General features: G+C 44.2%; 26 protein-coding genes. 4 read left to right on the forward strand and 22 right to left on the reverse strand.

What is annotated here, in order from left to right; all coding sequences use genetic code 11:
- Window positions 1-20: 20 nt before the first annotated feature.
- From panB to Q8J82_RS04555, 5 genes are read right to left on the reverse strand one after another with little or no spacing between them, the layout of a single operon-like run.
- Window positions 21-833: a 3-methyl-2-oxobutanoate hydroxymethyltransferase gene (gene panB / locus Q8J82_RS04535; RefSeq protein ID WP_304891494.1), complete on the reverse strand. Its 813-nt coding sequence runs from the start codon at window positions 831-833 to the stop codon at window positions 21-23.
- Between the two features lie 15 nt (window positions 834-848).
- On the reverse strand, window positions 849-1496 hold the full coding sequence (locus tag Q8J82_RS04540; protein WP_304909365.1) for a deoxynucleoside kinase: 648 nt from the start codon (window positions 1494-1496) through the stop codon (window positions 849-851).
- Window positions 1497-1512: 16 nt separating this feature from the next.
- Window positions 1513-2004, reverse strand: coding sequence for a 2-amino-4-hydroxy-6-hydroxymethyldihydropteridine diphosphokinase (gene folK / locus Q8J82_RS04545; RefSeq protein ID WP_304891492.1), 492 nt, complete (start codon window positions 2002-2004; stop codon window positions 1513-1515).
- A 12-nt stretch (window positions 2005-2016) separates the two neighbouring features.
- Window positions 2017-3483 (reverse strand): polynucleotide adenylyltransferase PcnB, encoded by a 1467-nt coding sequence (gene pcnB / locus Q8J82_RS04550; protein ID WP_304909364.1) that lies wholly within the window; start codon window positions 3481-3483, stop codon window positions 2017-2019.
- A gap of 20 nt (window positions 3484-3503) precedes the next feature.
- Entirely contained in the window at window positions 3504-4052 is a 549-nt protein-coding gene (locus tag Q8J82_RS04555) for a cob(I)yrinic acid a,c-diamide adenosyltransferase (protein WP_305326629.1), read from the reverse strand.
- A 47-nt stretch (window positions 4053-4099) separates the two neighbouring features.
- Between Q8J82_RS04555 and murI the strand changes: the two genes are divergently transcribed.
- On the forward strand, window positions 4100-4921 hold the full coding sequence (gene murI, locus Q8J82_RS04560; RefSeq protein ID WP_304909425.1) for a glutamate racemase: 822 nt from the start codon (window positions 4100-4102) through the stop codon (window positions 4919-4921).
- A 117-nt stretch (window positions 4922-5038) separates the two neighbouring features.
- Here murI and Q8J82_RS04565 read toward each other — a convergent pair whose 3' ends face one another.
- On the reverse strand, window positions 5039-5242 hold the full coding sequence (locus Q8J82_RS04565) for a zinc-finger domain-containing protein (RefSeq protein ID WP_304891489.1): 204 nt from the start codon (window positions 5240-5242) through the stop codon (window positions 5039-5041).
- A gap of 104 nt (window positions 5243-5346) precedes the next feature.
- Complete coding sequence (locus tag Q8J82_RS04570) at window positions 5347-6261, reverse strand: branched-chain amino acid transaminase (RefSeq protein WP_304891497.1); 915 nt, start codon at window positions 6259-6261, stop codon at window positions 5347-5349.
- 141 nt (window positions 6262-6402) lie between these two features.
- Here Q8J82_RS04570 and Q8J82_RS04575 point away from each other — a divergent pair, with 141 nt between their 5' ends.
- Window positions 6403-6981, forward strand: a complete 579-nt coding sequence (locus tag Q8J82_RS04575) for an SCO family protein (RefSeq protein WP_304891496.1) — start codon at window positions 6403-6405, stop codon at window positions 6979-6981.
- A 93-nt stretch (window positions 6982-7074) separates the two neighbouring features.
- Here Q8J82_RS04575 and Q8J82_RS04580 read toward each other — a convergent pair whose 3' ends face one another.
- The 7 genes from Q8J82_RS04580 to lnt form a co-directional block, all read right to left on the reverse strand.
- Window positions 7075-7410, reverse strand: a complete 336-nt coding sequence (locus Q8J82_RS04580) for a DUF805 domain-containing protein (RefSeq protein ID WP_305327830.1) — start codon at window positions 7408-7410, stop codon at window positions 7075-7077.
- A gap of 108 nt (window positions 7411-7518) precedes the next feature.
- Window positions 7519-8226, reverse strand: coding sequence for a M48 family metallopeptidase (locus tag Q8J82_RS04585; protein ID WP_304891487.1), 708 nt, complete (start codon window positions 8224-8226; stop codon window positions 7519-7521).
- A 7-nt stretch (window positions 8227-8233) separates the two neighbouring features.
- A complete protein-coding gene (locus tag Q8J82_RS04590; protein ID WP_305327831.1) occupies window positions 8234-8941 on the reverse strand; it encodes a 1-acyl-sn-glycerol-3-phosphate acyltransferase in 708 nt (235 codons plus the stop codon).
- A gap of 16 nt (window positions 8942-8957) precedes the next feature.
- Entirely contained in the window at window positions 8958-9518 is a 561-nt protein-coding gene (gmhB, locus tag Q8J82_RS04595; RefSeq protein ID WP_304891485.1) for a D-glycero-beta-D-manno-heptose 1,7-bisphosphate 7-phosphatase, read from the reverse strand.
- 19 nt (window positions 9519-9537) lie between these two features.
- Window positions 9538-11667 carry a glycine--tRNA ligase subunit beta gene (gene glyS / locus Q8J82_RS04600; RefSeq protein WP_305327832.1) on the reverse strand — a complete coding sequence of 710 codons (2130 nt, stop codon included), beginning with the start codon at window positions 11665-11667 and terminating at the stop codon, window positions 9538-9540.
- Window positions 11664-12587, reverse strand: coding sequence for a glycine--tRNA ligase subunit alpha (glyQ, locus tag Q8J82_RS04605; protein WP_304909359.1), 924 nt, complete (start codon window positions 12585-12587; stop codon window positions 11664-11666). Before glyQ ends, glyS begins: the two co-directional genes overlap by 4 nt.
- A 32-nt stretch (window positions 12588-12619) precedes the next feature.
- Window positions 12620-14143, reverse strand: a complete 1524-nt coding sequence (lnt, locus tag Q8J82_RS04610; RefSeq protein ID WP_304909358.1) for an apolipoprotein N-acyltransferase — start codon at window positions 14141-14143, stop codon at window positions 12620-12622.
- A 195-nt stretch (window positions 14144-14338) separates the two neighbouring features.
- Here lnt and mscL point away from each other — a divergent pair, with 195 nt between their 5' ends.
- Window positions 14339-14761, forward strand: a complete 423-nt coding sequence (gene mscL, locus Q8J82_RS04615) for a large conductance mechanosensitive channel protein MscL (protein WP_304909357.1) — start codon at window positions 14339-14341, stop codon at window positions 14759-14761.
- Window positions 14762-14843: 82 nt separating this feature from the next.
- Here mscL and Q8J82_RS04620 read toward each other — a convergent pair whose 3' ends face one another.
- From Q8J82_RS04620 to miaB, 7 genes are all read right to left on the reverse strand, one after another.
- Entirely contained in the window at window positions 14844-15239 is a 396-nt protein-coding gene (locus Q8J82_RS04620; RefSeq protein WP_304909356.1) for a hypothetical protein, read from the reverse strand.
- Between the two features lie 163 nt (window positions 15240-15402).
- Window positions 15403-16254 (reverse strand): HlyC/CorC family transporter, encoded by an 852-nt coding sequence (locus Q8J82_RS04625; protein WP_304909355.1) that lies wholly within the window; start codon window positions 16252-16254, stop codon window positions 15403-15405.
- Between the two features lie 11 nt (window positions 16255-16265).
- Window positions 16266-16703, reverse strand: a complete 438-nt coding sequence (gene ybeY / locus Q8J82_RS04630; RefSeq protein ID WP_305327833.1) for an rRNA maturation RNase YbeY — start codon at window positions 16701-16703, stop codon at window positions 16266-16268.
- A gap of 112 nt (window positions 16704-16815) precedes the next feature.
- Complete coding sequence (locus Q8J82_RS04635; protein ID WP_305326631.1) at window positions 16816-17232, reverse strand: phosphate-starvation-inducible protein PsiE; 417 nt, start codon at window positions 17230-17232, stop codon at window positions 16816-16818.
- A 58-nt stretch (window positions 17233-17290) separates the two neighbouring features.
- Complete coding sequence (gene ppk2, locus Q8J82_RS04640; RefSeq protein ID WP_305327834.1) at window positions 17291-18442, reverse strand: polyphosphate kinase 2; 1152 nt, start codon at window positions 18440-18442, stop codon at window positions 17291-17293.
- A gap of 86 nt (window positions 18443-18528) precedes the next feature.
- The gene (locus tag Q8J82_RS04645; RefSeq protein ID WP_304909351.1) at window positions 18529-19476 is read right to left on the reverse strand and encodes a PhoH family protein; all 948 of its coding nucleotides are present in this window, start codon (window positions 19474-19476) and stop codon (window positions 18529-18531) included.
- A gap of 8 nt (window positions 19477-19484) precedes the next feature.
- Entirely contained in the window at window positions 19485-20876 is a 1392-nt protein-coding gene (gene miaB, locus Q8J82_RS04650) for a tRNA (N6-isopentenyl adenosine(37)-C2)-methylthiotransferase MiaB (RefSeq protein WP_305327835.1), read from the reverse strand.
- A gap of 111 nt (window positions 20877-20987) precedes the next feature.
- On the opposite strand from miaB, the gene cysG reads away from it, so the two are divergent.
- Complete coding sequence (cysG, locus tag Q8J82_RS04655) at window positions 20988-22388, forward strand: siroheme synthase CysG (protein ID WP_305327964.1); 1401 nt, start codon at window positions 20988-20990, stop codon at window positions 22386-22388.
- Between the two features lie 18 nt (window positions 22389-22406).
- Here the strand turns inward: cysG and Q8J82_RS04660 are convergent, their stop codons facing one another.
- Window positions 22407-23678: an ATP-binding protein gene (locus Q8J82_RS04660; RefSeq protein ID WP_304909424.1), complete on the reverse strand. Its 1272-nt coding sequence runs from the start codon at window positions 23676-23678 to the stop codon at window positions 22407-22409.
- Between the last annotated feature and the right edge of the window lie 95 nt (window positions 23679-23773).

The raw sequence follows: 23773 nt of genomic DNA on the forward strand, positions 1-23773 counted from the left end.
AAAACTAGTTTTAAAATTGGTTAATAACTATGTTCGGCTGCGGGAAAGCTTTTATCTTTCACTGCCGCTACATAAGCCTCAACAGCTGCTTGTACGCTGTTGGTCTCTTTTAAAAAGTTACGCACAAAACGCGGAGATTTGAATTCGCTAGGTTTCTTGTGTGCAGGACCTGTGTATATGCCAAGCAAATCTTGAACAACCAATACTTGCCCGTTGCAATCAACGCCAGCACCTATGCCTATGGTTGGGGTTTTAATGGTTTCTGTGATTTTTTTAGCCAATGCGGCAGGCACCATCTCAAGTACGATAAACCCTACGCCAGCTTCGCTCATGGCCATTGCATCCTGCATGATTTGGTGAGCACTTTCATCTGTCTTGCCCTGAATTTTATATCCGCCAAGCTGATTCACTGATTGTGGCGTAAAGCCTAAATGCGCGCAGACGGGAATGCCACGCTCAACCAAGTAGCGCGCAGTGTTGACCTTGTTACCGCCGCCTTCAAATTTCACCATGTGTGCGCCAGATCTAATGAGCCACTCTGCATTTTTATAGGCGGCTTCGTTGTCATGCTCATAGCTGCCAAGTGACATATCGGCAATAATAAAGGTGTTAAGCGCCCCTGCAGCGACACTTTTGGTGTGATAGGTCATGTGGTGCATACTGACATTTAGCGTGTTTTCTGCACCTTGCAGCACCATGCCTAGTGAATCGCCCACCAGTAATATATCCACGCCTGCTGCCTCTGAAAGTTTAGCAAATGTAGCATCGTAGCAAGTCAGCATGGCGATTTTTTCGCCTCTTGAGGCCATTTCTTGTAATTGAGCTAAATTCATGAAGCGCTTTTTAATTTAATCAAAGTTTGGATTAAAGAATTCGCGCTGACCTTTAATCTGCATAATACGGTTAAGCAGTAGATCGAGTGCACTATCATTTTTTAAAATATTGAGTTTTTGGTTATTCACTATCAATACAGGCGACGCATCGTAGTTATGAAAAAACTCGCTATACGCATTGGCTAAGCGCTCTATGTACTCACGCGGAATATCTTGTTCATAGCTGACACTGCGTTCTTCAATGCGCTCCATCAATGCATCAATGGGTGTTTGCAGGTAAATGACTAAATCAGGTTTTGGCGCTTTTAATTGCAAATGCTGATAAATCTGATGATATAAAGCATATTCTTCATCATCTAAATTCAGTCGCGCAAATATTGGGTCTTTCTCTAAAAAGAAGTCGGCAATAATAGGCTTGGCAAACATGTCGCGCTGACTTAAATCCTTAATCTGATTTGCACGCTGAAATAAAAAGAACAGCTGTGTAGGCAATGAGTAGCGCTGTGCATCTTGATAAAAGCGCGGCAAAAATGGATTGGACTCAGCTTTTTCAGATAAATAGTCGACAGGAAATTTATCTGCCAGCATTTTTGCTAACGTAGTTTTTCCGCAGCCAATAGGGCCTTCAACAACAATGTAAGGGTATTTGTTAAAAATGCTCATGCGGTTAGTTTTTAGCCTATAGTTTTTTTATGCCAGTAAATTGACTGTTGTGAATCAATGTTGCTATTTTGCCATGATTCGGGATGGATAAATGCGGTGCTATTTCAAATAATGGTAATAAAACAAAGCCACGTGTATGCATACGCGGGTGCGGCAATGTGAGCTTGTTAGTATTGATGACCATATTTTCGTATAGCAGCAAGTCACAGTCTAATACACGCGGCGCATTTGGGTAAGGTCGCTCGCGTCCAGCCTGGTTTTCAATCTCGAATAAAGCGTCCAGTAATTCTAGTGGTGTTAAATCTGTTTCCAGTTCAACCACTGCATTGATAAAGTCGGGCACTTGTTTTATTTGGGCGTCATCGTAGCCTATTGGCGCAGTTTGATACAAAGATGATTGTTTTAACACATGCGTATCAGGGATTTTAGATAAAGCCACAAAAGCTGTTTGTACTTGTAAAACAGGATTAACCAAATTACTGCCGAGTGCGACAAAAGCTTGTTTCATAAAAATCTAGGCTTATTCCGCTAAGCCAGATCCAGCAGGACTAGGTGTGCCAGCATTTGCCATACTTGTTTTTTTGCGGTTTCTTTTTTTACGTTTTTTTGGATTTGTATCGGCTTGCAGCATGGTTGCGCGCGCCTCACCGTCAGCATTGGCGAATGCCGTCCACCATTCACCAAGTTCCATTGGTAGCTCGCCAGACTCACAACGCAATAGCAAGAAGTCATAGCCAGCCCGGTAGCGTGGATGCGCAAGCAAACCAAAAGGGCGCTTGCCAGCACGCTGTTCAAAACGCGGTTGCATGCCCCAAATCTCTTTCATAGTAGCGGTGTAGCGGTTATGAATCGCCAGTTTTTCCGCTTGCGTAGCGATTACTTCAGACATTGCCATGTGCAATGCTGGAATCGCATGATGGCCGTCAGCTTTGTATACCTCCCAAGCGGCCAGCATTTCGTGCCAAAGCAAGGTTGCAAATAAAAAGCTCGGGTTGGCAGATTTTCCAGACAGTATGCGGTCGTCCGTATTCTTTAAAGCCAGCATGATAAAACGCTCGCCCATAGGCTGTTCTAAAACCACATCCAGCATAGGCAATAAACCGTGGTGTAAATGCTGTTCGCGCAATGCACTCACGCTTTCCATAGCGTGGCCTGATAAAAATAGCTTGAGCATTTCATCAAATAGGCGGCTAGGTGGCACGTCTTGCAATAAATCTGCCATTTTGGCGATAGGTGCCTGAGTGGCAGAGTCAATCTTTAAGCCTAATTTGGCAGATAAACGCACAGCGCGCAACATTCGCACAGGGTCTTCGGCAAAGCGCGTTTCCGGCTTGCCTATCATGCGTAGTACACCTGCTTTTATATCGGCATAACCATTGTGAAAGTCGAGTACTTCTTGGCTGGCAGGGTCGTAATACAGCGCATTGGCAGTAAAGTCGCGGCGCACTGCATCATCTACAATCGAACCAAATACGTTGTCACGAATAATGCGGCCAGAATCAGTGACTTTAGAATCACCTTCAGCTTCAAGATGACTGCCACGAAACGTAGAAACCTCTATGGTTTCATCGCCAAATAGCACGTGCACTAATCTAAATCTTTTGCCAATAAGACGCGAGCGTCTAAAGATGCGGTTTACTTCTTCAGGTGTAGCGTCAGTGGCCACATCAAAATCTTTAGGCGTGCGATTAAGTAATAAGTCACGCACCGCACCGCCAACAATATAGGCCTCAAAACCCGCTTTATGAAGACCCTCAGTAGTTTTAAGCGCAGCATTACTTAATAAATTGCGGTCAATTTTGTGGGTTTTTAGTGGAATGGTAAGTGCGCCATGATTGACGCAATCTGCATGTTTACGAAGCGAATTTTTGGTTCTGAGAACAGGTCTGTGTGGCTGATTTTGTTGCGGCTTAGCAGTCGCAACATGATTGTGCTCGGGTTTAGCGTGTTTGGGCTTAAAAATTCTATCTAGCAGTTTTTTAATCATGGTTAAATTATAACTTAAATTCAATCATGCTCATTTTTCCAAAGCACGTCACTTACGTTGGCCTCTTTGTTAATAATGCGGCACATCACAAATAACAGATCCGATAAACGGTTTAAGTATTGTAATGAAATATCGGTTACCTTTTCATTGCGATGAAGCTCGACTAATTTACGTTCTGCACGACGACAAACGGTGCGTGCCAGATGGCAATATGCGGCTGCCTTTGTGCCACCTGGTAAAATAAATTCCTTTAGCGGCGCTAGGCTGCCGTTCAAAGCATCTATTGACTCTTCTAAATTTTCAATACGTTCTTTATGTAATATTACGTAACCAGGGATGCAGATTTCGCCACCCACATTAAATAAATCGTGCTGAATTTGAATGAGCGTTGCCACCAAAATATCAGGCACAGCTTCTGTTAACAAAATACCAATAACTGAATTTAACTCGTCGACATCACCCATTGCATCTACACGCAAGCTATCTTTGTTGATGCGACTACCGTCGCCTAAGCCTGTGGTGCCATCGTCACCTGTTCGCGTATAAATTTTGCTTAGTCTGTTTCCCATAACATTTCCTCTATAATATGCACATTGTAACTGATGACGACCTTGCAATGAGCGCTCAACCCATTAAGTCTGATGAAAGAAATGTTGAAAAACCCGTCGCCGTATTCGACTCTGGCGTTGGCGGTATTTCCGTTTTAAAGCATATTCATGCATTATTGCCGCACGAGCAATTGCTCTACGTGGCAGATAGCAAATATGCGCCTTATGGCAATAAAACACCTGAAGAAATTCAAGCGCGCTGCTTTGAAATAGCAGACTTTTTAATTGCAAAAGAGGCTAAAGCTCTGGTGGTAGCCTGCAATACCGCTACTGCTGCGGCAATTGATGCGTTGCGAGACAAATACACCTTGCCAATTATAGGTATGGAGCCCGCAGTAAAACCAGCTGCAGAAGCTTCTAAAAACGGCATCATTGGCGTGCTTGCTACAACAGGAACACTTAAAAGCGCGCAATTTGCAGGGTTGCTGGAAAGTTATGGCCGTAACGTGAAAGTGGTCACACAAGCTTGTGTAGGCTTGGTGGAATGCATTGAGCGTGGAGAATTAAACACCGTCAGTACAAGGTCGCTTATTCAACAATATTGCGCACCATTGCTGGCAGAAGGTGCAGATACTATTGTGCTGGGTTGTACGCATTATCCATTTGTACGAGAGGTGATTCGAGAAATTGTGGGTGAAAAAATTAGTTTGATTGATACAGGCGCAGCAGTTGCGAAGCAATTAAAACGTCAGCTGGAAGAGCAAGCTTTGTTGTCCGCCAGTAAACAGCCTGCGGACGTAAAGTTCTGGACAAACAGCGAAGCAGAAAATTCCAAGCAAGTGATTGAAGCTTTGTGGGGAAGTGGTGCTGATGTGAGTGTTATATTGTAAGTGTTTAGCAAAGCATAATGCGGTAGATACGGATTAAACTTTGCCTCGATACCCAGTGAGGTGATGCCAGAGGGCATCGCGGAGCAGTTTTATGTGAAATATGTAAAATTACTGCATTTAATGATGTTTTACAATTTCACCCGCTTTAAGCTTATATTTTGTGCCGCAGTAAGGGCAAGATACTAGTCCTGTTTTAGCGACATCTAAAAACACACGCGGGTGAGATGACCAAAGTGCAACCTCATCTGTTGGGCAATGTAAAGGCAGGTCTTTTGCTGAGACTTCAGTGAACTTAATTTCACGCTCTTTTATATCAGACATATTATTCACTCAATTCTTAATTGTCATTGCGGAACAAGCCCGCAATCTCGTATATAAGGAAGCTAGATTCTGATTCTTATCAGAATGACAGTAATTAATGGAATTTACACCAAAGTTAGCCAATCGGCATGCTTGGCGGATTTTCCTGTCACTACATCAAAGTACATTTTTTGTAACTGTTTGGTGATTGGCCCAGCAGTGCCTGTGCCAATGTTACGGCGGTCTAGTTCGCGAATCGGCGTCACTTCAGCGGCTGTACCTGTGAAAAAGGCTTCATCGGCTGAATATACCTCATCACGTGTGATGCGTTTTTCGATTACAGTTAAGCCGATTTCAGCAGCTAACTGCAATATCGTATCGCGAGTGATTCCTTCCAGCGCGCTAGTGAGGTCTGGCGTATAGAGCTTGCCGTTGCGTACGATAAATACGTTTTCGCCCGAACCTTCAGCAACAAAGCCATCTACATCGAGTAGTAAGGCTTCTTCATAGCCATCTTGCGCAGCTTCCTGGTGCGCCAAAATGCTGTTCATGTAGTTGCCGTTTGCTTTGGCCTTACACATGGTGATATTGACGTGGTGACGTGAGAATGACGATGTTTTAACTCGAATGCCGTTATCCAAAGCCTCTTGACCCATGTAGGCACCCCATTTCCAGGCGGCTACAATTACGTGGGTTGACAGTGTTTTTGCAGAAATACCCATCGCTTCAGCACCGTAAAATGCCATTGGTCGCATGTAGGCTGATTCCAGGTTGTTTTCACGCACTGCTGCTTTTTGCGCTTCCATCATTTCTTCTTTGCTGTAAGGCATTTTCATTTGCAATATGTGCGCACTGCGGAATAGTCTGTCTGTATGTTCTTTTAAACGGAATATCGCTGTACCTTTGTCAGTTTTATATGCGCGCACGCCTTCAAATACACCCATACCATAGTGTAAGGTGTGGGTTAATACGTGAGTGGTGGCATCGCGCCAGTTTACCATTTTGCCGTCATACCAAATTACGCCATCGCGGTCTGCCATTGAGGTTGGAATTGCCATGTTGCTGCCTTTTTAACGAATTTTGTAAAAGCATTATTGTAAACTAAAGGGCGTTATTCTTGTCGCATGTTAAAATTAAATGACTAACTATTTGAAACTTAATTGAGGATTAACGTGCAACATATACTTAAAGCAATATGTCTCATTCTATTGATAAGTTTTTTATCTGCCTGCAAGCCGTCAGGTGAGGCGAATAAGTTTGTGGCCACGGATATTACTGGTGCAGATTTTGGACAATCATTTAGCCTGACTGACCACACAGGCAAGCTGCGTTCTATGGCTGATTTTAAAGGTAAAGTAGTAGCTTTGTTTTTTGGTTATACGCATTGCCCGGATGTTTGCCCCACTACGATGCATGACTTAAAACTGGCGATGAAGTTGTTGGGTGATCAATCAGATCAAGTGCAAGTGTTGTTTGTAACACTAGATCCAGTGCGAGATAGCCAAGCATTGCTGGCTCAATTCATCCCGTCTTTTGACCCGCGATTTATTGCCTTACGCGGTAGTGAGGAGGAAATCGCAGCGACCGCTGCCGTTTTTAAAATATACGCAAAAAAGATAGAGGCGCAAGGCAAGGGCGGCTATACCGTTGATCATAGTGCGGGAATGTATGTGTTTGATAAAGAAGGAAAAATAAGGCTGTACGTTGATTATGGTGAAAAGCCGGCCGATATTGCGAATGATATTAAACAGTTACTTTGATAAATCACTCACGATTTGAATTCGTCAGGAATTTAAAAAGGGGCATTGGGTGTAGTTCAAAGTGCCCCTTTTATTTGTACGATGATTAAGTATTTAGTTTGCTGCTACTTCACCATATTGATTTTCTGCTGCATCACCAGGCTGCACTAGCAAGTAGATCATGGCAATCCAGCCTAGAATTGGAATAATCCAAATCAATTGAAACCAGCCACTCTTGTTGGTATCGTGTAAACGGCGTGAGCCAACAGCCAATGAAGGTATTATAGTTGCAAGTGAAAAAACCCATGAAATGTTGCTACTCACTACTTCTAAGGCTAGCGCAACAAGAAAACAAAACAGAAAAAACCACCAGAACTCAGGTCGTTTTGCGCGACCATTAAAATCTGCGTATTTTTGAAAGCATAGTTTTACAGCATCTTGAAAGTTCATTATTACCCCCTAATTATTATGGTGATTAAAATACTAGCACGCCAATCGTATAATGAATATTAAATATGATTCACTTTAAGTCTCTATCTTGAAATATGCGATGACATTTTAAAAACGGTGCAATTTTGGGGATAGCGCTTTTAACTCTTTTTCTGCTGATTTGTAATCTGGGAAAATGCTGGCCACTGTCGCCCAAAACTTGGCCGAATGATTCATTTCTTTTAAGTGGGCAAGCTCATGGCAAACTACGTAGTTGATGATATGTGGTGGCGCTTGTAACAAACGCCAATTCAGCCGGATTTCTTTTCTTGAGTTGCAGCTTCCCCAACGTGAGCTGGCATTAGATAAACTCAGCGACGCGAAATTTACACCTAACTTACTGGAAAATATTTCTAAACGCCTAGTAAAGTCTGTAATGGCTTGCTTTTTATACCATTGAATCACTTTGCGTGATACTAATGCTTGGTCATGGTGATTAGGCATCGCTAATTGTAAAACACCAGGTTCATATTCAACTGCTTTTGAGCGCACATGATGCTCTACAGTCAATGTGATTGCATTGCCCAAAAATAGCAATTGCTCTCCATGTTGCCATTGCATGTCCGGAATTTTATTGGCAGTAAGTGCGGCTAATTTTTTGCGTATCCAATCCGCTTTCAGCACAATAATGCCTTCAAGATGAGATTGTGAAATACGCTTTGGCGCATGAATGACCAAACCAGCCGCAGTGATTTTTAAGCCGACAGTGCGACGCTGGCGACGCTCTAACTGGTATTGTAATTGTTGCCCACTGGGCAGTGTGAGGGTGTGGCTCATGTGTTAATCACACGCTTAATGTTGCCATTTCGGTTTCAATCCAATGCTCAACTTGATGGTTTAATGCGTCGGTTTTTATACCTACCATTTGAATAGGTTTTCCGATGTGTATCTGGATAATCCCTGGTTTTTTGATAAATGAATTTTTAGCCCAATACTCACCTGCGTTATGTGCAACTGGTACAACTTGAGTTTGCGTATGTGTGGCCAACCATGCACCACCAATATGATATTTTCCACGCTCACCAGGTGCTTTGCGCGTACCTTCTGGAAATATGACGACCCAAAACCCCTTATCTAATCTTGCTTTTCCGTTGGCGACCAGCTTTTTCAATGCTTCGCGCCCGGCACTGCGGTCAATTGCGATTGGGGATGACATCGCTAAACCCCAGCCGAATATCGGAATCATTAATAGCTCACGTTTGAGCACATAAACCTGAGTAGGAAAAATGGCTTGAAACGCCAGTGTTTCCCAAGCAGATTGATGCTTTGCAAGAATGATACTGGGCGAATTTGGAATATTTTCAAGGCCGGTAATTTCATGGCGAATGTTGCAGGTGATTTTCAACCACCACAACATGCTACGCGCCCAGCCAGAGATTAAATCATTACGCGTAATCGGGTTAAGCGGCAACGCAAGTAACGCGATGAGAGTGAATATCGGCGCAGTAAGCACTTGACCCACAAAGAACAAGAGTGAACGCAAAAACAGCATATATATAACCTTTTAGTTACTCTTGTTCTGCAATAATTCGCTGCGCAGCTTCGGCTAAGTCAGCACAAATCCAAGTGTTGGCAGGTAATGCTTTATCGGCATCCTGTTGAGATGCCGCTAATGTTGCTTCACCTTTGCCTGTACGCACTAAAATAGGCTGACAGCCCGAGCTGGCAAAAGCTTGCAAATCACGTAATGCGTCACCCACCGCAGGTACGCCGCTCAATTCCATAGAAAAACGTAAGCCAATTTCTTCTATCATGCCTGTCTCTGGTTTACGGCAATGGCAATGCTCATCTGCAGCATGAGGGCAATAAAATATCGCGTCAATGCGACCACCCACCTGCGCTAATTCACGGTGCATTTTGTCATGAATACTGTTAAGTGTTGTCATGTCAAACAAACCGCGGCTCACACCAGATTGGTTGGTTGCAATTGCCACTCTGAAACCAGATTGATTGAGTAAGGCAATCGCTTCAAGGCTACCCGCAATGGGAATCCATTCGTTAGGATTTTTGATGAAATTGGCGGAATCTTGGTTGATTACACCGTCTCTATCTAAAATCACTAATTTCATCAGTCAGCTCGCTTTTATATTAACTGGCTAGTTTGGATAAATCTGCAACGCGGTTCATGGCCTGATGCAAGGATGCCAATAATCCAAGACGGTTCGCTTTCAGCGCAGGATCATCTGCGTTCACCATTACGCTATCAAAAAATGCATCCACAGGTGCTTTTAGAGCCGCAAGGGATTTAAGTGCTGCGGTGTAATCACCGCCCTCGAATAACTTGTCAGCTTCAGGTTTTACTTTGCCTAATGCAGTATTCAGCGCGATTTCCGCTGGTTCTTGCAGTAAACTAACATTAACTTCCGACTTAACTTCACCCTCAATTTTTTTCAAGATATTGCCTACGCGCTTGTTGGCGGCGGCGAGGGCAGGAGCTTCGTCAAGTGCAGAGAAAGTTCGTACAGCAGCAAGACGTTGAGGAATATCACTTAAAATTTCTGGATTAAGTGACAGCACCGCATCAACTTCTTGTGGACTTGCACCTTGTTCACGTAAGTTCACACTCAATCGGTCAAAACAGAACTCTTTAATTGCCTGTATTGTCGCTGCTTGTGTGCTTGATTCGGCATTAAACTGGCTAAGTACATCTTGAATGAGGCTGCTAAATGTCAATGGCAGTTTGCATTCAATCAGCATGCGAATAATACCCAGTGCCTGCCTGCGTAAACCGAATGGGTCTTTGTCGCCCGTTGGTTTTTCACCTATGCTAAATAAGCCAACCAGGGTTTCTAGTTTATCTGCTAAAGCAACGACCACACCTACTTGATTGCGCGCTAATTCATCCCCTGCGAAGCGAGGTTTATAGTGGTCTTCAATCGCAAAAGCGACTTCGTCATCCAAGCCTTCATGTTGAGCATAATAGCGCCCCATAATGCCTTGCAGTTCGGGGAATTCTCCCACCATGTCTGTAATTAAATCGGTTTTTGCAAGTTGCGCAGCAAGGCCGGCTTTTGCAGCTAATTCAGCATCTCCTAGTTGTAGACTAATGGCGATGGCGATTGCACTGACGCGCTCTGTACGTTGACCTTGTGAGCCAAGTTTATTGTGGTAAACCACTTTATCTAAGCTGGAAATACGTGATTCCAACGACTTTTTACGGTCTTGGTCGAAGAAGAATTTTGCATCAGCTAAACGAGGACGCACCACACGTTCGTTGCCACCGATCACTGCACTTGCGTCATCTGGGCTGATGTTAGAAACGATTAAAAACTTATTAGTCAGTTTGTCGTTTGCATCTAATAACGGAAAATACTTTTGATTTGCCTTCATGGTAAGAATCAAACACTCTTGCGGGACTTCTAAATACACTTCTTCAAACTGGCCGAGTAGCACATTGGGGCGCTCAACCAGTGCGGTGACTTCATCCAGCAAAGCATCGTCTTCAATCGGTTTTAGACTTGTGCTGAGACCGGTCGAAACATTTTGTGCCGCAGCATTGAGTTGGCGCACAATCTCAGCGCGACGCTCAGTAAAGCTGGCAATCACAGCACCTTCGGTTTTGAGTTGTTCTGCGTAAGTATCTGCATTTTTTAAAATAACAGGCGACACGGAAGCTTCAAATCGGTGGCCTTGTGTTTGGTTGCCTGCAGTTAAGCCGAGCGCAGTAACTGCGACAACATCGTTACCATGCAAAGCCACCAAGCTATGCGCAGGGCGAACAAAATTTACGTTGCTCCAGCCATCCGCCAATTGATAGGTCATGACTTTTGGAATCGGCAACTTTGTGATGGCGTCGTTTAACGCGATTTGTAAGCCATCTTTAAGTGAAATGCCTTTTTGCATCACATCTAAAAACAAAGCCTCACTTTTACCGTCCATTTGCTTAGTGAGGTTCGCTACTGAAGCTTCGGTTAAGCCCATACTATTTAAGCGTTTGATTAAAGCCGGGGTTGCGTTGCCGCTGGCGTCCATCCCTACGCTTACAGGCATGAGTTTTTGCATAGAGGTTTTATTTGGTGCAACAGCGAGTATATTTGTAGCATGCACAGCAAGGCGACGTGGTGAAGCGTATGCCGTTACAGCGGCAGTATCTGCGGCTAAACCTTGTGATTTGAGTGTTTCAAACAATACACTGGCAAATGCCTCGCCTAGTTTATTTAAGGCTTTTGGTGGTAGTTCTTCAACAAATAGTTCTACTAATAGATTTTTCGTGCTCATGCTGCTGCTTTCTTGGCTAAATCTGTTAACACTTCTTCCGCCCAATCTTTTGGAGCCATTGGAAAGCCAAGTCTGGCACGGCTATCCAGGTAACTCGCAGCGACTGACCGCGCCAGATTGCGAATGCGACCAATGTAGCCCGCACGTTCGGTAACAGAGATTGCACCGCGTGCATCAAGCAAGTTAAAGGTATGTGCGGCTTTAAGCACTTGCTCATAAGCAGGCAGTGCGAGTTTATTCTCCATCAAATGTTGCGCTTGTTTTTCATGTGCGGTAAATGCGGTAAATAAAAAGTCTGCATCTGAATGTTCAAAGTTATATGCCGATTGCTCTTTTTCATTTTGCAGATAGACGTCACCGTAGCTCAGACCGTCTGTCCAAGTTAAGTCGTATACGTTATCTACGCCTTGCAGATACATAGCCAGACGTTCTAAACCGTAGGTGATTTCGCCCGTGATAGGTTTGCAGTTAATGCCGCCTACTTGCTGAAAGTAGGTGAATTGCGTGACTTCCATTCCATTCAGCCAGACCTCCCAACCCAGCCCCCACGCGCCTAGTGTCGGGTTTTCCCAGTCATCTTCAACAAAACGTATGTCGTTCTTTTTAAGGTCAAAACCAAGCGCTTCAAGTGAGCCTAAATAAAGCTCAAGAATGTCCGCAGGCGCAGGTTTTAATACCACCTGAAATTGGTAGTAATGCTGCAAACGATTAGGGTTTTCACCGTAGCGACCATCTTTTGGCCGGCGGCTAGGCTGCACGTAAGCGGCTTTCCAAGGTTCTGGGCCAAGTGAGCGCAAGAATGTAGCGGTGTGCGAAGTGCCAGCACCTACTTCCATGTCATAAGGTTGCAGTAAGGCACAGCCGCGTTCCGACCAGTAGTTTTGCAGGGTTAAGATGATTTGCTGAAAAGTTAAAGCCATAATTCAAATCTGTTTGGGCGAAAAGGTTAATTTTACTTTGTTTTGCGCCTGCTTACCAAGAGTTTAGGCGCGCTGATAAAGATTATTCCAATGAAGCAGATGACGAGAAACAGCCAGTTACCCCAACGTACATATGGTGTGCTGCCAGTATAGCCTTGCGCCATGACATTGAGTGTGGTTTCAGTAAAGTGTGGTGCTTGGGCAAGTATGTTGCCATGAGGGTCTATCATGGCAGTTGCTCCAGTGTTGGTAGCGCGTAACATTGTGCGGCCGGTCTCTAAAGCACGGGCTTGTGAAAACTGCATATGCTGATGCGCGGCATTTGATTGACCATACCATGCATCGTTACTGGCATTTACCAATAAAGTGGCTTCTGGTAGCTGGCGTATAATCTCCTCACCAAATACGTCTTCGTAGCAGATATTGATAGCCACTTTTTCACCTGCGATATTCATCGGCCTTTGGTGAATATTACCGCGCGATAAGTCACTTAACGGCATATTAAGCCAATCGCGGTATATCCAGCCAAAAGCGATCTTCAGCGGAATAAACTCCCCAAACGGTACTAAATGTGATTTACGATAGGCTTCAGGATTTGCGCTGCCAATATTTAACATACTATTGAAGTATTCACCATTCTCACGTTCTATCATTCCTGCCAAAATGGCACCCTGATTTTGAGTTGCAAGTCGTTGTAATCGTAAGATAAGTTCAGCTGGCAACTCGCTTGAGATAACTGGCATCGCAGTTTCAGGCATGATGATAAGTTTAGCCTGGCTAGCTTCCGCCATTTGCAGGTATTTGTTTATGATGTGCTCTGCGGTCTCAGGCGCCCATTTCAGGTCTTGTGGAATATTGCCTTGAAGTAAAGCTACAGAGGTCGGCTTGGAGGTTGGTATGGTCCACTCAATGAGTTTTAATAGGTTGCCAGAAACTAAAATTAGCACCAATAAGACAATGGTATTGCGTCGCCAAAGGTGTGAAGATGGCCTTTTCGCAAGCCAGAAACCTGCAAAGCTGGCAATAAGCCCAGTTATTAAAGAAACGCCATATACGCCTAAAATAGGCATATAGCCTGCCAGAGGACTCTGCGGCACTTGGCTGTAACCAATGGTAAGCCAAGGAAATCCAGTAAAAATCCAGCTTCTTGTCCAGTCAGCCAAAGCCCAAAACACTGGAATGGTAATGAGCATGTGCTGAGGTTTTGTGCCGGACAATTTAACACTTAACCACCCAGTCAGCGCAGGAAATAACGCCATAAATGCGCATAATAAAAATGTAGCCAAGCCAGCCATTAAGCTGGGCATATTGCCAAAATCATGTAGGCTGATGTAAATCCAATAAATGCCTGTGGAAAACAAGCCTAAGCCGAAAACAAAACCTGAAATAGCGGCTTGCTTTGGCGAATAGTCTTGGTGCCAATAATAAAACAAACCGATAAGCGAGAGGATGCTGGCAGCGTAAAAATAGAAAGGCGCAAAGCCTAGAACACATACAGCACCTAGTAAAAATATAATGAGCGGCTTAACGTATTTGTTGTGAGTGATTAATTGCATGCCCTGAATTGTAGCTTGATACGGCATAAGATAACAAAAATTTACATTGTATCCACTATTAAAAATAGGCACGTGATTGACAGGAAGTGAGTTTAAGACCTATATTTAGCCTTGTAATAATATTAAAGTTAAATGGTAAGTTTAGTAACTTTAATTTTTAGGAGTTTTTTAGGAATTATTTTTTGGGAGAAGAGTATGAGTATTTCGTCTGAGTTTAAAGAGTTTGCCCTAAAAGGCAACGTCATGGATTTAGCGGTCGGTGTCATAATCGGTGCGGCATTCGGTAAAATTGTGGACTCATTAGTTGGCGATATTATTATGCCTTTAATCGGCAAAGTTATCGGAAGCGTAGATTTTACAAATCTGTTTGTGCCGTTAGCTGACATTCCTGCGGGTAATGCAGGTACATTTGCCGCACTAAAAGCAGCTGGTGTGCCAATGCTGGCTTATGGTAACTTTTTGACAATCGTGATTAACTTTATCATCTTAGCGTTTGTGATTTTTATGTTGGTAAAACAAATGAATAAAATGAAAAGAGCCGAGCCAGCTCCAGCCCCGGCACCTACGCCAGAAGACGTTGTATTGTTGCGTGAAATTCGTGATTCTTTGAAAAAATAAGCTTAATTTTCTGTATTAGATTAGCTGTGAAAAAAGGGCTTAACAGCCCTTTTTTTACGAATTAAATGTTTAATCTTAATATTTATAGTTCAGGCGAGGTTGTCGGAACTTCAAATGTTTGAGCCTTATCTGACCCTTCAGAACCATCGTTATTCATGAAAACCACCTGTACCACTTTGTCATCAATAAAGTCTAACTCAGTCGTTTCATAGTATGAGCCATCAGGCGCTGTATTAATAAAGTGATATTGCCAAATAGAGGCGACCACTTTTTGTGACCCTTTAATCTTTACGTCATCAGCTTTGGCGGGTTCGCCAAATTGGGCGATGATTTTGGCTTTATCAAAGCCGTGAATGGCATTCACAAAATCTCGTTCCAGCGTAGGAATTTCAGTCGTATCTTTTGCTTCTTCCGCAGTCGCAGCTTGCATGAATGCCATCTGTGTGAAAATAACGACAATTAATGCTATAGGTTTCATTGCAATCTCCAATAACGAAAAAATATTATTTAATTTACATAACTTCTGAGAGCCCGTAAATTAAAGATAAGTTCCGTTAATAAATGCATAAATTGGACATGCATTTATCTCGGCATAATGATTGAAGTATTTTTAAATGAAGTTTGTAGATAAAAAATTAAAATTAAGCTAAATCTGCTGAATCAGGAAGTACTTCGACCATAAGTGTGTGCAAACGGCGACTGTCGGCACGCAATACCCTAAAGCGTAAACCATTTAGCACAATTTCATCATCGCGCTTGGGTAAATGGCCAAACTGATGCACGACTAAGCCGCCAATCGTAGAGAATTCTTCATCACTTAATGCTGACCCAATAATTTCATTAAAGTCGGCGATTTCTGTCAGCGCTTTTACGCGATACTGCCCATCTGCATTTTGGATGATGTTATCTTCATCCTCATCATAGTCGTACTCATCTTCAATGTCACCGACGATTTGTTCCAGCACATCTTCAATCGTCACCATGCCAGCTACGCCGCCGTACTCATCTACAACAATGGCGATATGATTGCGGTTGCTGCGAAATTCCTTGAGCAATATATTTAAGCGCTTTGATTCAGGGATAAACACTGCAGGGCGCAGCATGTCACGCACTTCAAAATCTTCACCTGCATAGTAACGCAGTAAATCTTTGGCAAGCAAAATGCCGATAACGTCGTTTTTGTCGTCTTCAATCACAGGAAACCGCGAGTGAGCTGTTTCAATGACATGCGGGATAAAAGTTTCAGGTGGGTCGGTGATGTCAATGACATCCATTTGAGAGCGCGGAATCATGATGTCGCGCACTTGCATTTCACTGACTTGCAGCACACCTTCTATCATGGCGAGTGAGTCTGCATCCATCAAACTGTTTTCGTAAGCGCCATGTAACAGCGCAACTAGTTGCTCGCGGTCTTCTGGTTCACGCAGTAAAAAGTGGCTTAAGCGTTCTAATAAACTTGGTTTGTTGCTTGGTTTTTCCGACTCGGCAGCCATTAGCAGGCGTCCTATGTAATGAGATAGGGGTTAGCATACCCTAATTTCGTGACTATTGCAGTCTCTAAACTTTCCATTAACTCTGCTTGAGCATCAATTTCGTGATCATAACCGTGTAAATGTAAAATACCATGCACGGTTAAATGGGCATAATGTGCTTCAAGGGGCTTGTTTTGTGCAAGTGCTTCAGCCGCAACTACTGGCGCACAAATGATAATGTCGCCCATCAGATGGGGTTCATCTGTTAACGAAAATGTCAGCACGTTGGTTGCATAATCTTTGCCGCGATAGGTTTTGTTGAGCTCGCGGCCTTCTGCCTCATCGACGATGCGTATTGTCACTTCTGTATCAACGCGCAACGTGGCTTTAGCCCATTTGCGGAATTGGCTTTGTGTAGGCAAATTAGTATGACTTGAGGCGTATTGAGTGCTGATGTTTAGCTGCGGCATAGCTTGTTTGGCTCATATCTTGATTGGGTGCTTGTGGTAAGGAAGATTAATCTGCAGTAGCTCACTTTACAGCAGCTCACTAGGGGAAGCCTAACCCCTAGTGAGATTTAATCTATTGTTTTGAATGGGTATCTACGTCATCGTTATAGGGGAATCGCACATGCCCGTAACGCACTACCAAAATTGCCAGCGCAATTAAGAGTATCGAACTGGATAGCGCAAACATCCGCCAGGCATCAAGTTCATGGATATCAAGTACCAAAAAGCGTGCCAGGGCAATAATGCCAATATAAAGCGGATATCTGACTGGTAGATTGCCAGTACCAAGATAATGATTAAGCATGGACATGACTTCGAGATACAAAAACAGCAAAAGCAGATCGCCAATAGAAATTGCACGTGCTTGCCATATATGCATGATTGCCTGAAACACGGCAAAAATAGTGGCAACGGCAATGATAATAAGCACGCCCTGCCCAACGATGGCAAGGCCGCGTTGCGTTAATCTGCTAAATTTATTGGGTGTCATTTCGTACCTGAGTCGTTGTAATGGATGTTAAATTATACAGTCAGTACGCAGTAACTGACTATAGTAGCGGTTGATGATCGTGTTCACCGCGCTCATAAACAATGTGCGCACGGCCAACCAATAGTGGATCCAAAGCACCAATCGCTGCTAGTTCTTTATTTGCGTAAGGTAGTTTATGGAGTACATAACGCATGGCGTTAAGGCGGGCACGTTTTTTACAGTCAGACTTAATCACAGTCCAGGGTGAATCTGCCGTATCTGTATGAAAAAACATGGCTTCTTTAGCTTTAGTATAGTCCTCCCACTTGTCGAGAGAAGCCAAGTCAATGGGGCTGAGTTTCCACTGTTTAAGTGGATGCATTTCGCGCTCTTTGAAGCGACGGCGCTGTTCTTCGCGGCTAACGGAGAACCAAAACTTGATGATATGAATGCCGCTTCGAGTTAAATTGCGCTCGAATTCCGGTGCTTGACGCATAAATTCGAGGTATTCATCGTTGTTGCAAAAACCCATGACGCGCTCAACCCCGGCACGGTTATACCATGAACGGTCGAACAATGTGATTTCGCCTGCGGTAGGTAGTTGTGACACATAACGCTGAAAATACCATTGACCACGTTCAACTTCACTGGGTTTTTCTAACGCCACTACACGCGCACCACGTGGGTTCAGATGTTCCATAAAACGCCGGATGGTGCCGCCTTTACCCGCCGCATCGCGACCCTCGAATAAAATAACGACACGTTGACCAGTCTCTTTAACCCATGCTTGTAGTTTGAGTAATTCAACTTGCAGATGGTATTTTTGTTTTTCGTAACTACGGCGTGACAACAGGTTTTTGTAAGGATAAGCACCATCGCGCCAATCGCGTGCGAGTTCATCGTCAGCATGGGCTCTAGCTTTTGAGCTTTCAATATTCGGCATGTTAGCGATAGCTTTGCTTAATGCCGCTGCGTCATCAGGCGATGCGCCATCCAGAATGGCTTGCAAAGCTTCAGGTAGCGTTGCAATATCGGTGCCTGTTGAAATGCGATGGATAATATCCTGCACTGCGACAGATTTTGATTCGCGTGATGCAGAGATTTTTTCGCCCACCGAGAAGTTTTCTATGCCTTGATTGCTGTTATTTGGCGGCGTATCACCTTTAGCTACGCGGCGCGCCCTTGGAGATTTTTTTGGAGTATTGGTGATTCCAGCAGGTTTTTTTTCCATCAACATAAAGACCTCATTTTAAATACGATATGACTATACTTATCCTTTATTGCCTTTATGTAAATGACATAAGTCATGAACCAGTCTTATTTCTCATTGTTTTTTTCGTATTCTTCATACGCATTCACAATTTTTTGTACCAATGGATGCCGTACTACATCGGCCGATAAAAAGTGTGTCATCGCGATGCCTTTAATATCCTTTAAGACCTTTTGAGCTTCTACCAAACCACTTTTTTGATGTTTTTGTAAGTCAATTTGCGTAACATCGCCTGTAATCACAGCTTTGGTTCCAAAACCTATACGTGTTAAAAACATCTTCATTTGTTCTGGCGTGGTATTTTGCGCTTCATCCAAAATAATAAAACTTTGGTTAAGCGTACGACCACGCATATAGGCAAGCGGGGCGACTTCAATTGCGCCGCGTTCAAACATCTTGTTGACCGTGTCGTAACCCGCCAAATCGTATAGCGCGTCATACAAAGGGCGTAAATAGGGGTCAACTTTCTGGTTTAAATCACCTGGTAAAAAGCCTAATTTTTCGCCGGCTTCTACCGCAGGGCGAACCAATACAATACGCTTTACGCGATCGCGGCTCATGGCATCCACCGCGCTGGCTACTGCTAAATAGGTTTTGCCTGTACCCGCCGGGCCTATGCCAAAGGTAATGTCGTGATCTTGAATCTGTTGTAAATAAGCTATTTGCCTGGGGGTGCGACCATGTAACTCAGTACGGCGTGTCATCAAAACTGGCGCGTTAGATGTCGCAATATCTTCAGGCTTTAATTTATCTATTTCTACTAAGCCTAATTGAATTTCATCTAAGCCAATTGGACTTTTTGCGCGTGTGTAAAAATTTTCAAGCAATTGCACTGCTAAGCGCATATTGTGCGTGTCACCGGAAAATTTAAAATTAGCGCCGCGCCGCGCGATATTCACGTCTAGTGCATCTGCAATTTGCTTAATGTTTTCATCTAGCGCACCACATAAATTGGCTAGCTTGATATTGTCTTCAGGGGTTAAAGTAATTTCCATTTTTTCTATCAGCTATCTATTAATGATCCAGTGATAATTTCGCCGCGTAAGCGCTTGGGATTACTTACATCGATAATGCGTATATTTACAAATTGATGAATTAAATCAGCGCCGCCAACAATATCTACAATGCGGTTGTTGTCAGTTTTACCAGCCAGTTCATTGGCATTTTTCCACGATGTGCTTTCAATCAGCACGCGTTGCACAGTGCCTAGCATCGCTTCGCTAATTTGCTTACCTTGCGTCTCGTTAAGCGCTTGTAATTTGGCTAAACGTGCCAGCTTAATTTCTTGCGAAGTTTCGTCACTTAGGTATGAGGCTGGTGTGCCAGGTCGCGGGCTGTATAAAAAGCTAAAGCTGTAATCAAACCCGACGTCTTGCATTAGTTTTGCCGTGGCTTCAAATTCAGCTTCGGTTTCACCCGGAAAGCCCACAATAAAATCAGAAGTAAATGTGAGGTTTGAGTTAGCAGCACGTAATTTCCGTATGGTCGATTTAAATTGCAAGCCAGTGTAATTGCGCTTCATGGCCATTAGCACGCGGTCTGCACCTGCCTGCACAGGTAAGTGTAATTGCACCGCTAATTTTGGAATATTGGCGAAACAATCAATCAGGCGCTGATTCATCTCATTTGGGTGGCTAGTGGTAAAACGGATACGCTCAATCCGGGGGATTTCTGCGACATATTCAATCAGCATGGCTAAATCTGCTTCCAGGCCGTTATATTGGGCGCGGTAGGCGTTTACGTTTTGCCCAAGTAAGGTGATTTCTTTTACGCCTTGCTCTGCAAGCTGTGCAGCTTCGGTCAAAATGGCTTCAAACGGACGTGATACTTCTTCACCGCGTGTATATGGTACTACGCAAAAGCTGCAATATTTACTGCAGCCTTCCATAATGCTTAAAAATGCACTGACGCCTTCTACCCGTGGTGGTGGTAAATGGTCAAATTTTTCAATTTCAGGGAATGAAATATCTACCTGGGATTGGCCGCTGCTTTGGCTGCTTTTAATCATTTCAGGCAGGCGATGCAAAGTCTGCGGGCCAAACACCACATCCACATAAGGTGCGCGCTTGATGATATTGTCGCCTTCCTGGCTGGCTACGCAGCCACCCACGCCAATCACTAAATTAGGATTTGCTTTTTTTAGTGGGATAAAACGCCCAAGGTGGCTAAATACTTTATCTTCTGCTTTTTCACGCACTGAACAGGTGTTGAGTAAAATAACATCAGCATCTTCAGGGGTGAGCGTTTCCACCATGCCGTTTGCCGCACTTAGCATATCTGCCATGCGTGAAGAGTCGTACTCATTCATCTGGCAGCCAAAAGTTTTAATAAATACTTTTTTTGGGGCTGATGAGCTTGTGACAACGGGTGTTGATTTTTCTTTAGTAGGATTCAAGGGTTGGCTGCAAATTTATAAAGGTTAATTTTAGCGCATTTGGCCATTTGCTTCACGTAAAGTTGCTCAGTGCAAGGTAAAATAGGTGTTATTCAGGCAGGCGAAAATCAAATGCAAGCACTTCCCATTTTTATCAAAATTACAAATCGTCTATGCGTTGTCATTGGCGGTGGCGATGTTGCTTCACGTAAAGTGAATATGCTATTAAAAGCCAATGCGGCCGTGCTTGTCATCTCGCCAAATATTTGCCATGAGTTACAGGCGCTGGCTGAAGCGCAAAAAATCCAATATATGCAAGCCAGCTATGCGACTGCACAGTTGCAAGGCGCTTGTTTGGTAATTGCCGCTACAGATGACGCGGCGGCAAATGCTGCTGTTTCGCGTGATGCGCAGGCATTTAATATACCCGTGAATGTCGTGGATTCGCCAGGCTTGTGTACGTTTACCATGGCATCTATTGTTGAGAGATCGCCCATAGTGATTGCGATTTCAAGCGAGGGTAATGCGCCAGTGCTTGCCCGATACATTCGCACCAAGATTGAGACAATGCTGCCAACGGGGTATGGACGTATTGCGGCAATAGCGGGTGAGTTCAGAGATAAGGTGAAAGCAAAGTTTGCCACAACTCAAGAGCGTCGTATTTTTTGGGAAGGCGTTTTGCAAGGGCCAATTATAGAGCGGATATTGTCTGGTCAGGAAGCGGCAGCAAGAAAGGCCTTAGATGATGTGTTGTCAGAAAAGGCTGAAGTTAAAAATAGGGGTGAGGTTTATTTGGTGGGTGGCGGCCCAGGAGACCCGGATTTATTGACGTTTAGAGCCTTACGTTTGATGCAGCAATGCGACGTTTGTGTGTATGATAAATTGGTGAGCCCGGAAGTGATGGAGCTAGTACGTCGTGATGCTGATTTGATATACGTGGGAAAAGTGCGCGATCAGCACACTTTGCCCCAAGAAGAAATCAACGAACTATTAGCCAAATTAGCGCTGCAAGGTAAACGCGTATTACGCTTAAAGGGTGGTGATCCATTTATTTTTGGGCGCGGTGGCGAAGAGATAGAAACCTTAATGCAACATGGTGTGCCGTTTCAGGTAGTGCCTGGCATTACCGCTGCCAATGGTGTTTCTAGCTATGCCGGTATTCCGCTTACACATAGGGATTATGCGCAGGCTTGTTTGTTTATTACGGGCCACCTTAAAGACGGTACCTTGGATTTAGACTGGGTAGCTATGTCCCGCCCACGCCAGACGGTGGTGATTTACATGGGTTTAGTAGGCTTGACACAAATATGCCAGCAATTGATTGCGCATGGCGTTTCGCCTGATATGCCAGCGGCGGTCATTCAGCAAGGCACTACGCAGCGGCAACGGGTTGTAACGGCAACCTTATCTGATTTGGCTGAGAAGGTGACAGCTGCTGAAATGAAAGCGCCGTGTTTGACGATTATTGGTGAAGTGGTGCAGTTGCGTGAGAAATTAAATTGGTTTGAGCCTAACGCTAAAGGTCACCTCTAAACAGAATGCTGCAAAAAACTAGTTCTTTATTGGCAAACTCAATCGTGCTTCTAAGCCACCCTCAGGCCTGTTGATTAACTCTAGCTTGCCATGATGAAGTTTGGCAATGCGGTCTGCAATCGCCAAACCCAATCCACTACCGCCTGCATTGCTACGCGCAGTGTCTAAACGCTCGAATGGGCGTAATAGCTTTTCGACATGCGTTTCAGGAATACCAGGCCCATTATCAAACACGCTGATAATGATATTTTCAGCGGTGATTTTGCTGGCTACACGTACTTGGCCGCGCCCATAAGCATATGCGTTGCCGACCAGGTTGTCTAATAAGCGCTGCATGGCAAGCGGCTTAATGGGCACCACGTAAGTGGGCGCTAACTGCACTACCAAGTCCCGCCCTGCGCGGAGTTGTCTGTCATGCATGGCTTGCAACAGTGTATTAATGTCAATCATTTGTGTGGGTTCGCCTTCTACCCCTTTCACAAAATCTAAAAATTGATGAATGATATTATCCATGTCCGCGATGTCTTGCACCATGCCATTTTTTAAACTTCCGCAACCTTCATCAGGTAGCATTTCTACCGACAAGCGTAATCTTGCCAATGGCGTGCGAATGTCATGCGAAACGCCCGCCAAAATGAGCGTACGCTCGGCATCTAGCTCGGCTAAGGAGTCTGCCATTTTGTTAAAAGTGTCATTGACTTCACGCAGTTCAGCAAAGCTACCTTCAGGCAGCTTTTCGGGCGGTTCGCCATTACGTAATCGATTGGCCGCATTCATCAATAACTGCAAAGGGCGGTTGATTCGGGCCGCAATAAAGTAGCTGCCCGCTAATGATAGCAAGAGCACTAACGCCCCCCAGCCTAGCCATTGCCAGGGGAAGCGGCGTTCAACATGCAGTTTTGGAATCACCACCCAAAAGTCATCCTGACCGATATTAAAACTCACCCAAAGACCCTGAACGCCATAATGATTGACGGTGATGATGGTTTCTACCCCCAGTCGCTCACGAATTTTTTCAGCCACCATGTTGATAAACGGGTCTGCTGGCAGTGGTTCAATTTCTTCCATAAAGTCAGCATAATAAATGCGCACTCCTTCTTTGCCAGTCAGTTCTGACAATAGCGCTAAACGAAGGTTATCTTGTGATGCGATAAGCGAAGCGCGCGTGTAATTGACGACAGTGACCGCTTGCAAGGCGGTAGCTTCGGCGCGCGGTTCGCGTTCAAAATATTCAAAAATTTGCAGCGAGGCAACCTGGCCGATTGCCAGCAAAACGGTAATCAGCAGCATCACTCTTGCGAGTAGTGTTTTAGGTAAAATTTGAAATTTCAAGCTGAAGGTTATAAATCAATAAGGCTATAAATTAATTAAGAAAGGTGGTGAGT

Source organism: Methylotenera sp. (genome assembly GCF_030684185.1).
Lineage (GTDB): Bacteria > Pseudomonadota > Gammaproteobacteria > Burkholderiales > Methylophilaceae > Methylotenera.

What these genes read in the sequence shown, in the direction of transcription:
- Q8J82_RS04645 (WP_304909351.1), bottom strand. Translation starts at nt 19,476, where the DNA reads ATGGAAATTACTTTAACCCCTGAAGACAATATCAAGCTAGCCAATTTA.
- pcnB (WP_304909364.1), bottom strand. Translation starts at nt 3,483, where the DNA reads ATGATTAAAAAACTGCTAGATAGAATTTTTAAGCCCAAACACGCTAAA.
- Q8J82_RS04570 (WP_304891497.1), bottom strand. Translation starts at nt 6,261, where the DNA reads ATGGCAGACCGCGATGGCGTAATTTGGTATGACGGCAAAATGGTAAAC.
- Q8J82_RS04585 (WP_304891487.1), bottom strand. Translation starts at nt 8,226, where the DNA reads ATGAGCCACACCCTCACACTGCCCAGTGGGCAACAATTACAATACCAG.
- Q8J82_RS04625 (WP_304909355.1), bottom strand. Translation starts at nt 16,254, where the DNA reads ATGGCTGCCGAGTCGGAAAAACCAAGCAACAAACCAAGTTTATTAGAA.
- Q8J82_RS04590 (WP_305327831.1), bottom strand. Translation starts at nt 8,941, where the DNA reads ATGCTGTTTTTGCGTTCACTCTTGTTCTTTGTGGGTCAAGTGCTTACT.
- Q8J82_RS04565 (WP_304891489.1), bottom strand. Translation starts at nt 5,242, where the DNA reads ATGTCTGATATAAAAGAGCGTGAAATTAAGTTCACTGAAGTCTCAGCA.
- Q8J82_RS04580 (WP_305327830.1), bottom strand. Translation starts at nt 7,410, where the DNA reads ATGAACTTTCAAGATGCTGTAAAACTATGCTTTCAAAAATACGCAGAT.
- cysG (WP_305327964.1), top strand. Translation starts at nt 20,988, where the DNA reads ATGCAAGCACTTCCCATTTTTATCAAAATTACAAATCGTCTATGCGTT.
- mscL (WP_304909357.1), top strand. Translation starts at nt 14,339, where the DNA reads ATGAGTATTTCGTCTGAGTTTAAAGAGTTTGCCCTAAAAGGCAACGTC.
- lnt (WP_304909358.1), bottom strand. Translation starts at nt 14,143, where the DNA reads ATGCAATTAATCACTCACAACAAATACGTTAAGCCGCTCATTATATTT.
- glyQ (WP_304909359.1), bottom strand. Translation starts at nt 12,587, where the DNA reads ATGGCTTTAACTTTTCAGCAAATCATCTTAACCCTGCAAAACTACTGG.
- Q8J82_RS04635 (WP_305326631.1), bottom strand. Translation starts at nt 17,232, where the DNA reads ATGACACCCAATAAATTTAGCAGATTAACGCAACGCGGCCTTGCCATC.
- ybeY (WP_305327833.1), bottom strand. Translation starts at nt 16,703, where the DNA reads ATGCCGCAGCTAAACATCAGCACTCAATACGCCTCAAGTCATACTAAT.
- Q8J82_RS04555 (WP_305326629.1), bottom strand. Translation starts at nt 4,052, where the DNA reads ATGGGAAACAGACTAAGCAAAATTTATACGCGAACAGGTGACGATGGC.
- Q8J82_RS04620 (WP_304909356.1), bottom strand. Translation starts at nt 15,239, where the DNA reads ATGAAACCTATAGCATTAATTGTCGTTATTTTCACACAGATGGCATTC.
- murI (WP_304909425.1), top strand. Translation starts at nt 4,100, where the DNA reads ATGAGCGCTCAACCCATTAAGTCTGATGAAAGAAATGTTGAAAAACCC.
- Q8J82_RS04540 (WP_304909365.1), bottom strand. Translation starts at nt 1,496, where the DNA reads ATGAGCATTTTTAACAAATACCCTTACATTGTTGTTGAAGGCCCTATT.
- glyS (WP_305327832.1), bottom strand. Translation starts at nt 11,667, where the DNA reads ATGAGCACGAAAAATCTATTAGTAGAACTATTTGTTGAAGAACTACCA.
- ppk2 (WP_305327834.1), bottom strand. Translation starts at nt 18,442, where the DNA reads ATGGAAAAAAAACCTGCTGGAATCACCAATACTCCAAAAAAATCTCCA.
- Q8J82_RS04660 (WP_304909424.1), bottom strand. Translation starts at nt 23,678, where the DNA reads ATGCTGCTGATTACCGTTTTGCTGGCAATCGGCCAGGTTGCCTCGCTG.
- panB (WP_304891494.1), bottom strand. Translation starts at nt 833, where the DNA reads ATGAATTTAGCTCAATTACAAGAAATGGCCTCAAGAGGCGAAAAAATC.
- folK (WP_304891492.1), bottom strand. Translation starts at nt 2,004, where the DNA reads ATGAAACAAGCTTTTGTCGCACTCGGCAGTAATTTGGTTAATCCTGTT.
- gmhB (WP_304891485.1), bottom strand. Translation starts at nt 9,518, where the DNA reads ATGAAATTAGTGATTTTAGATAGAGACGGTGTAATCAACCAAGATTCC.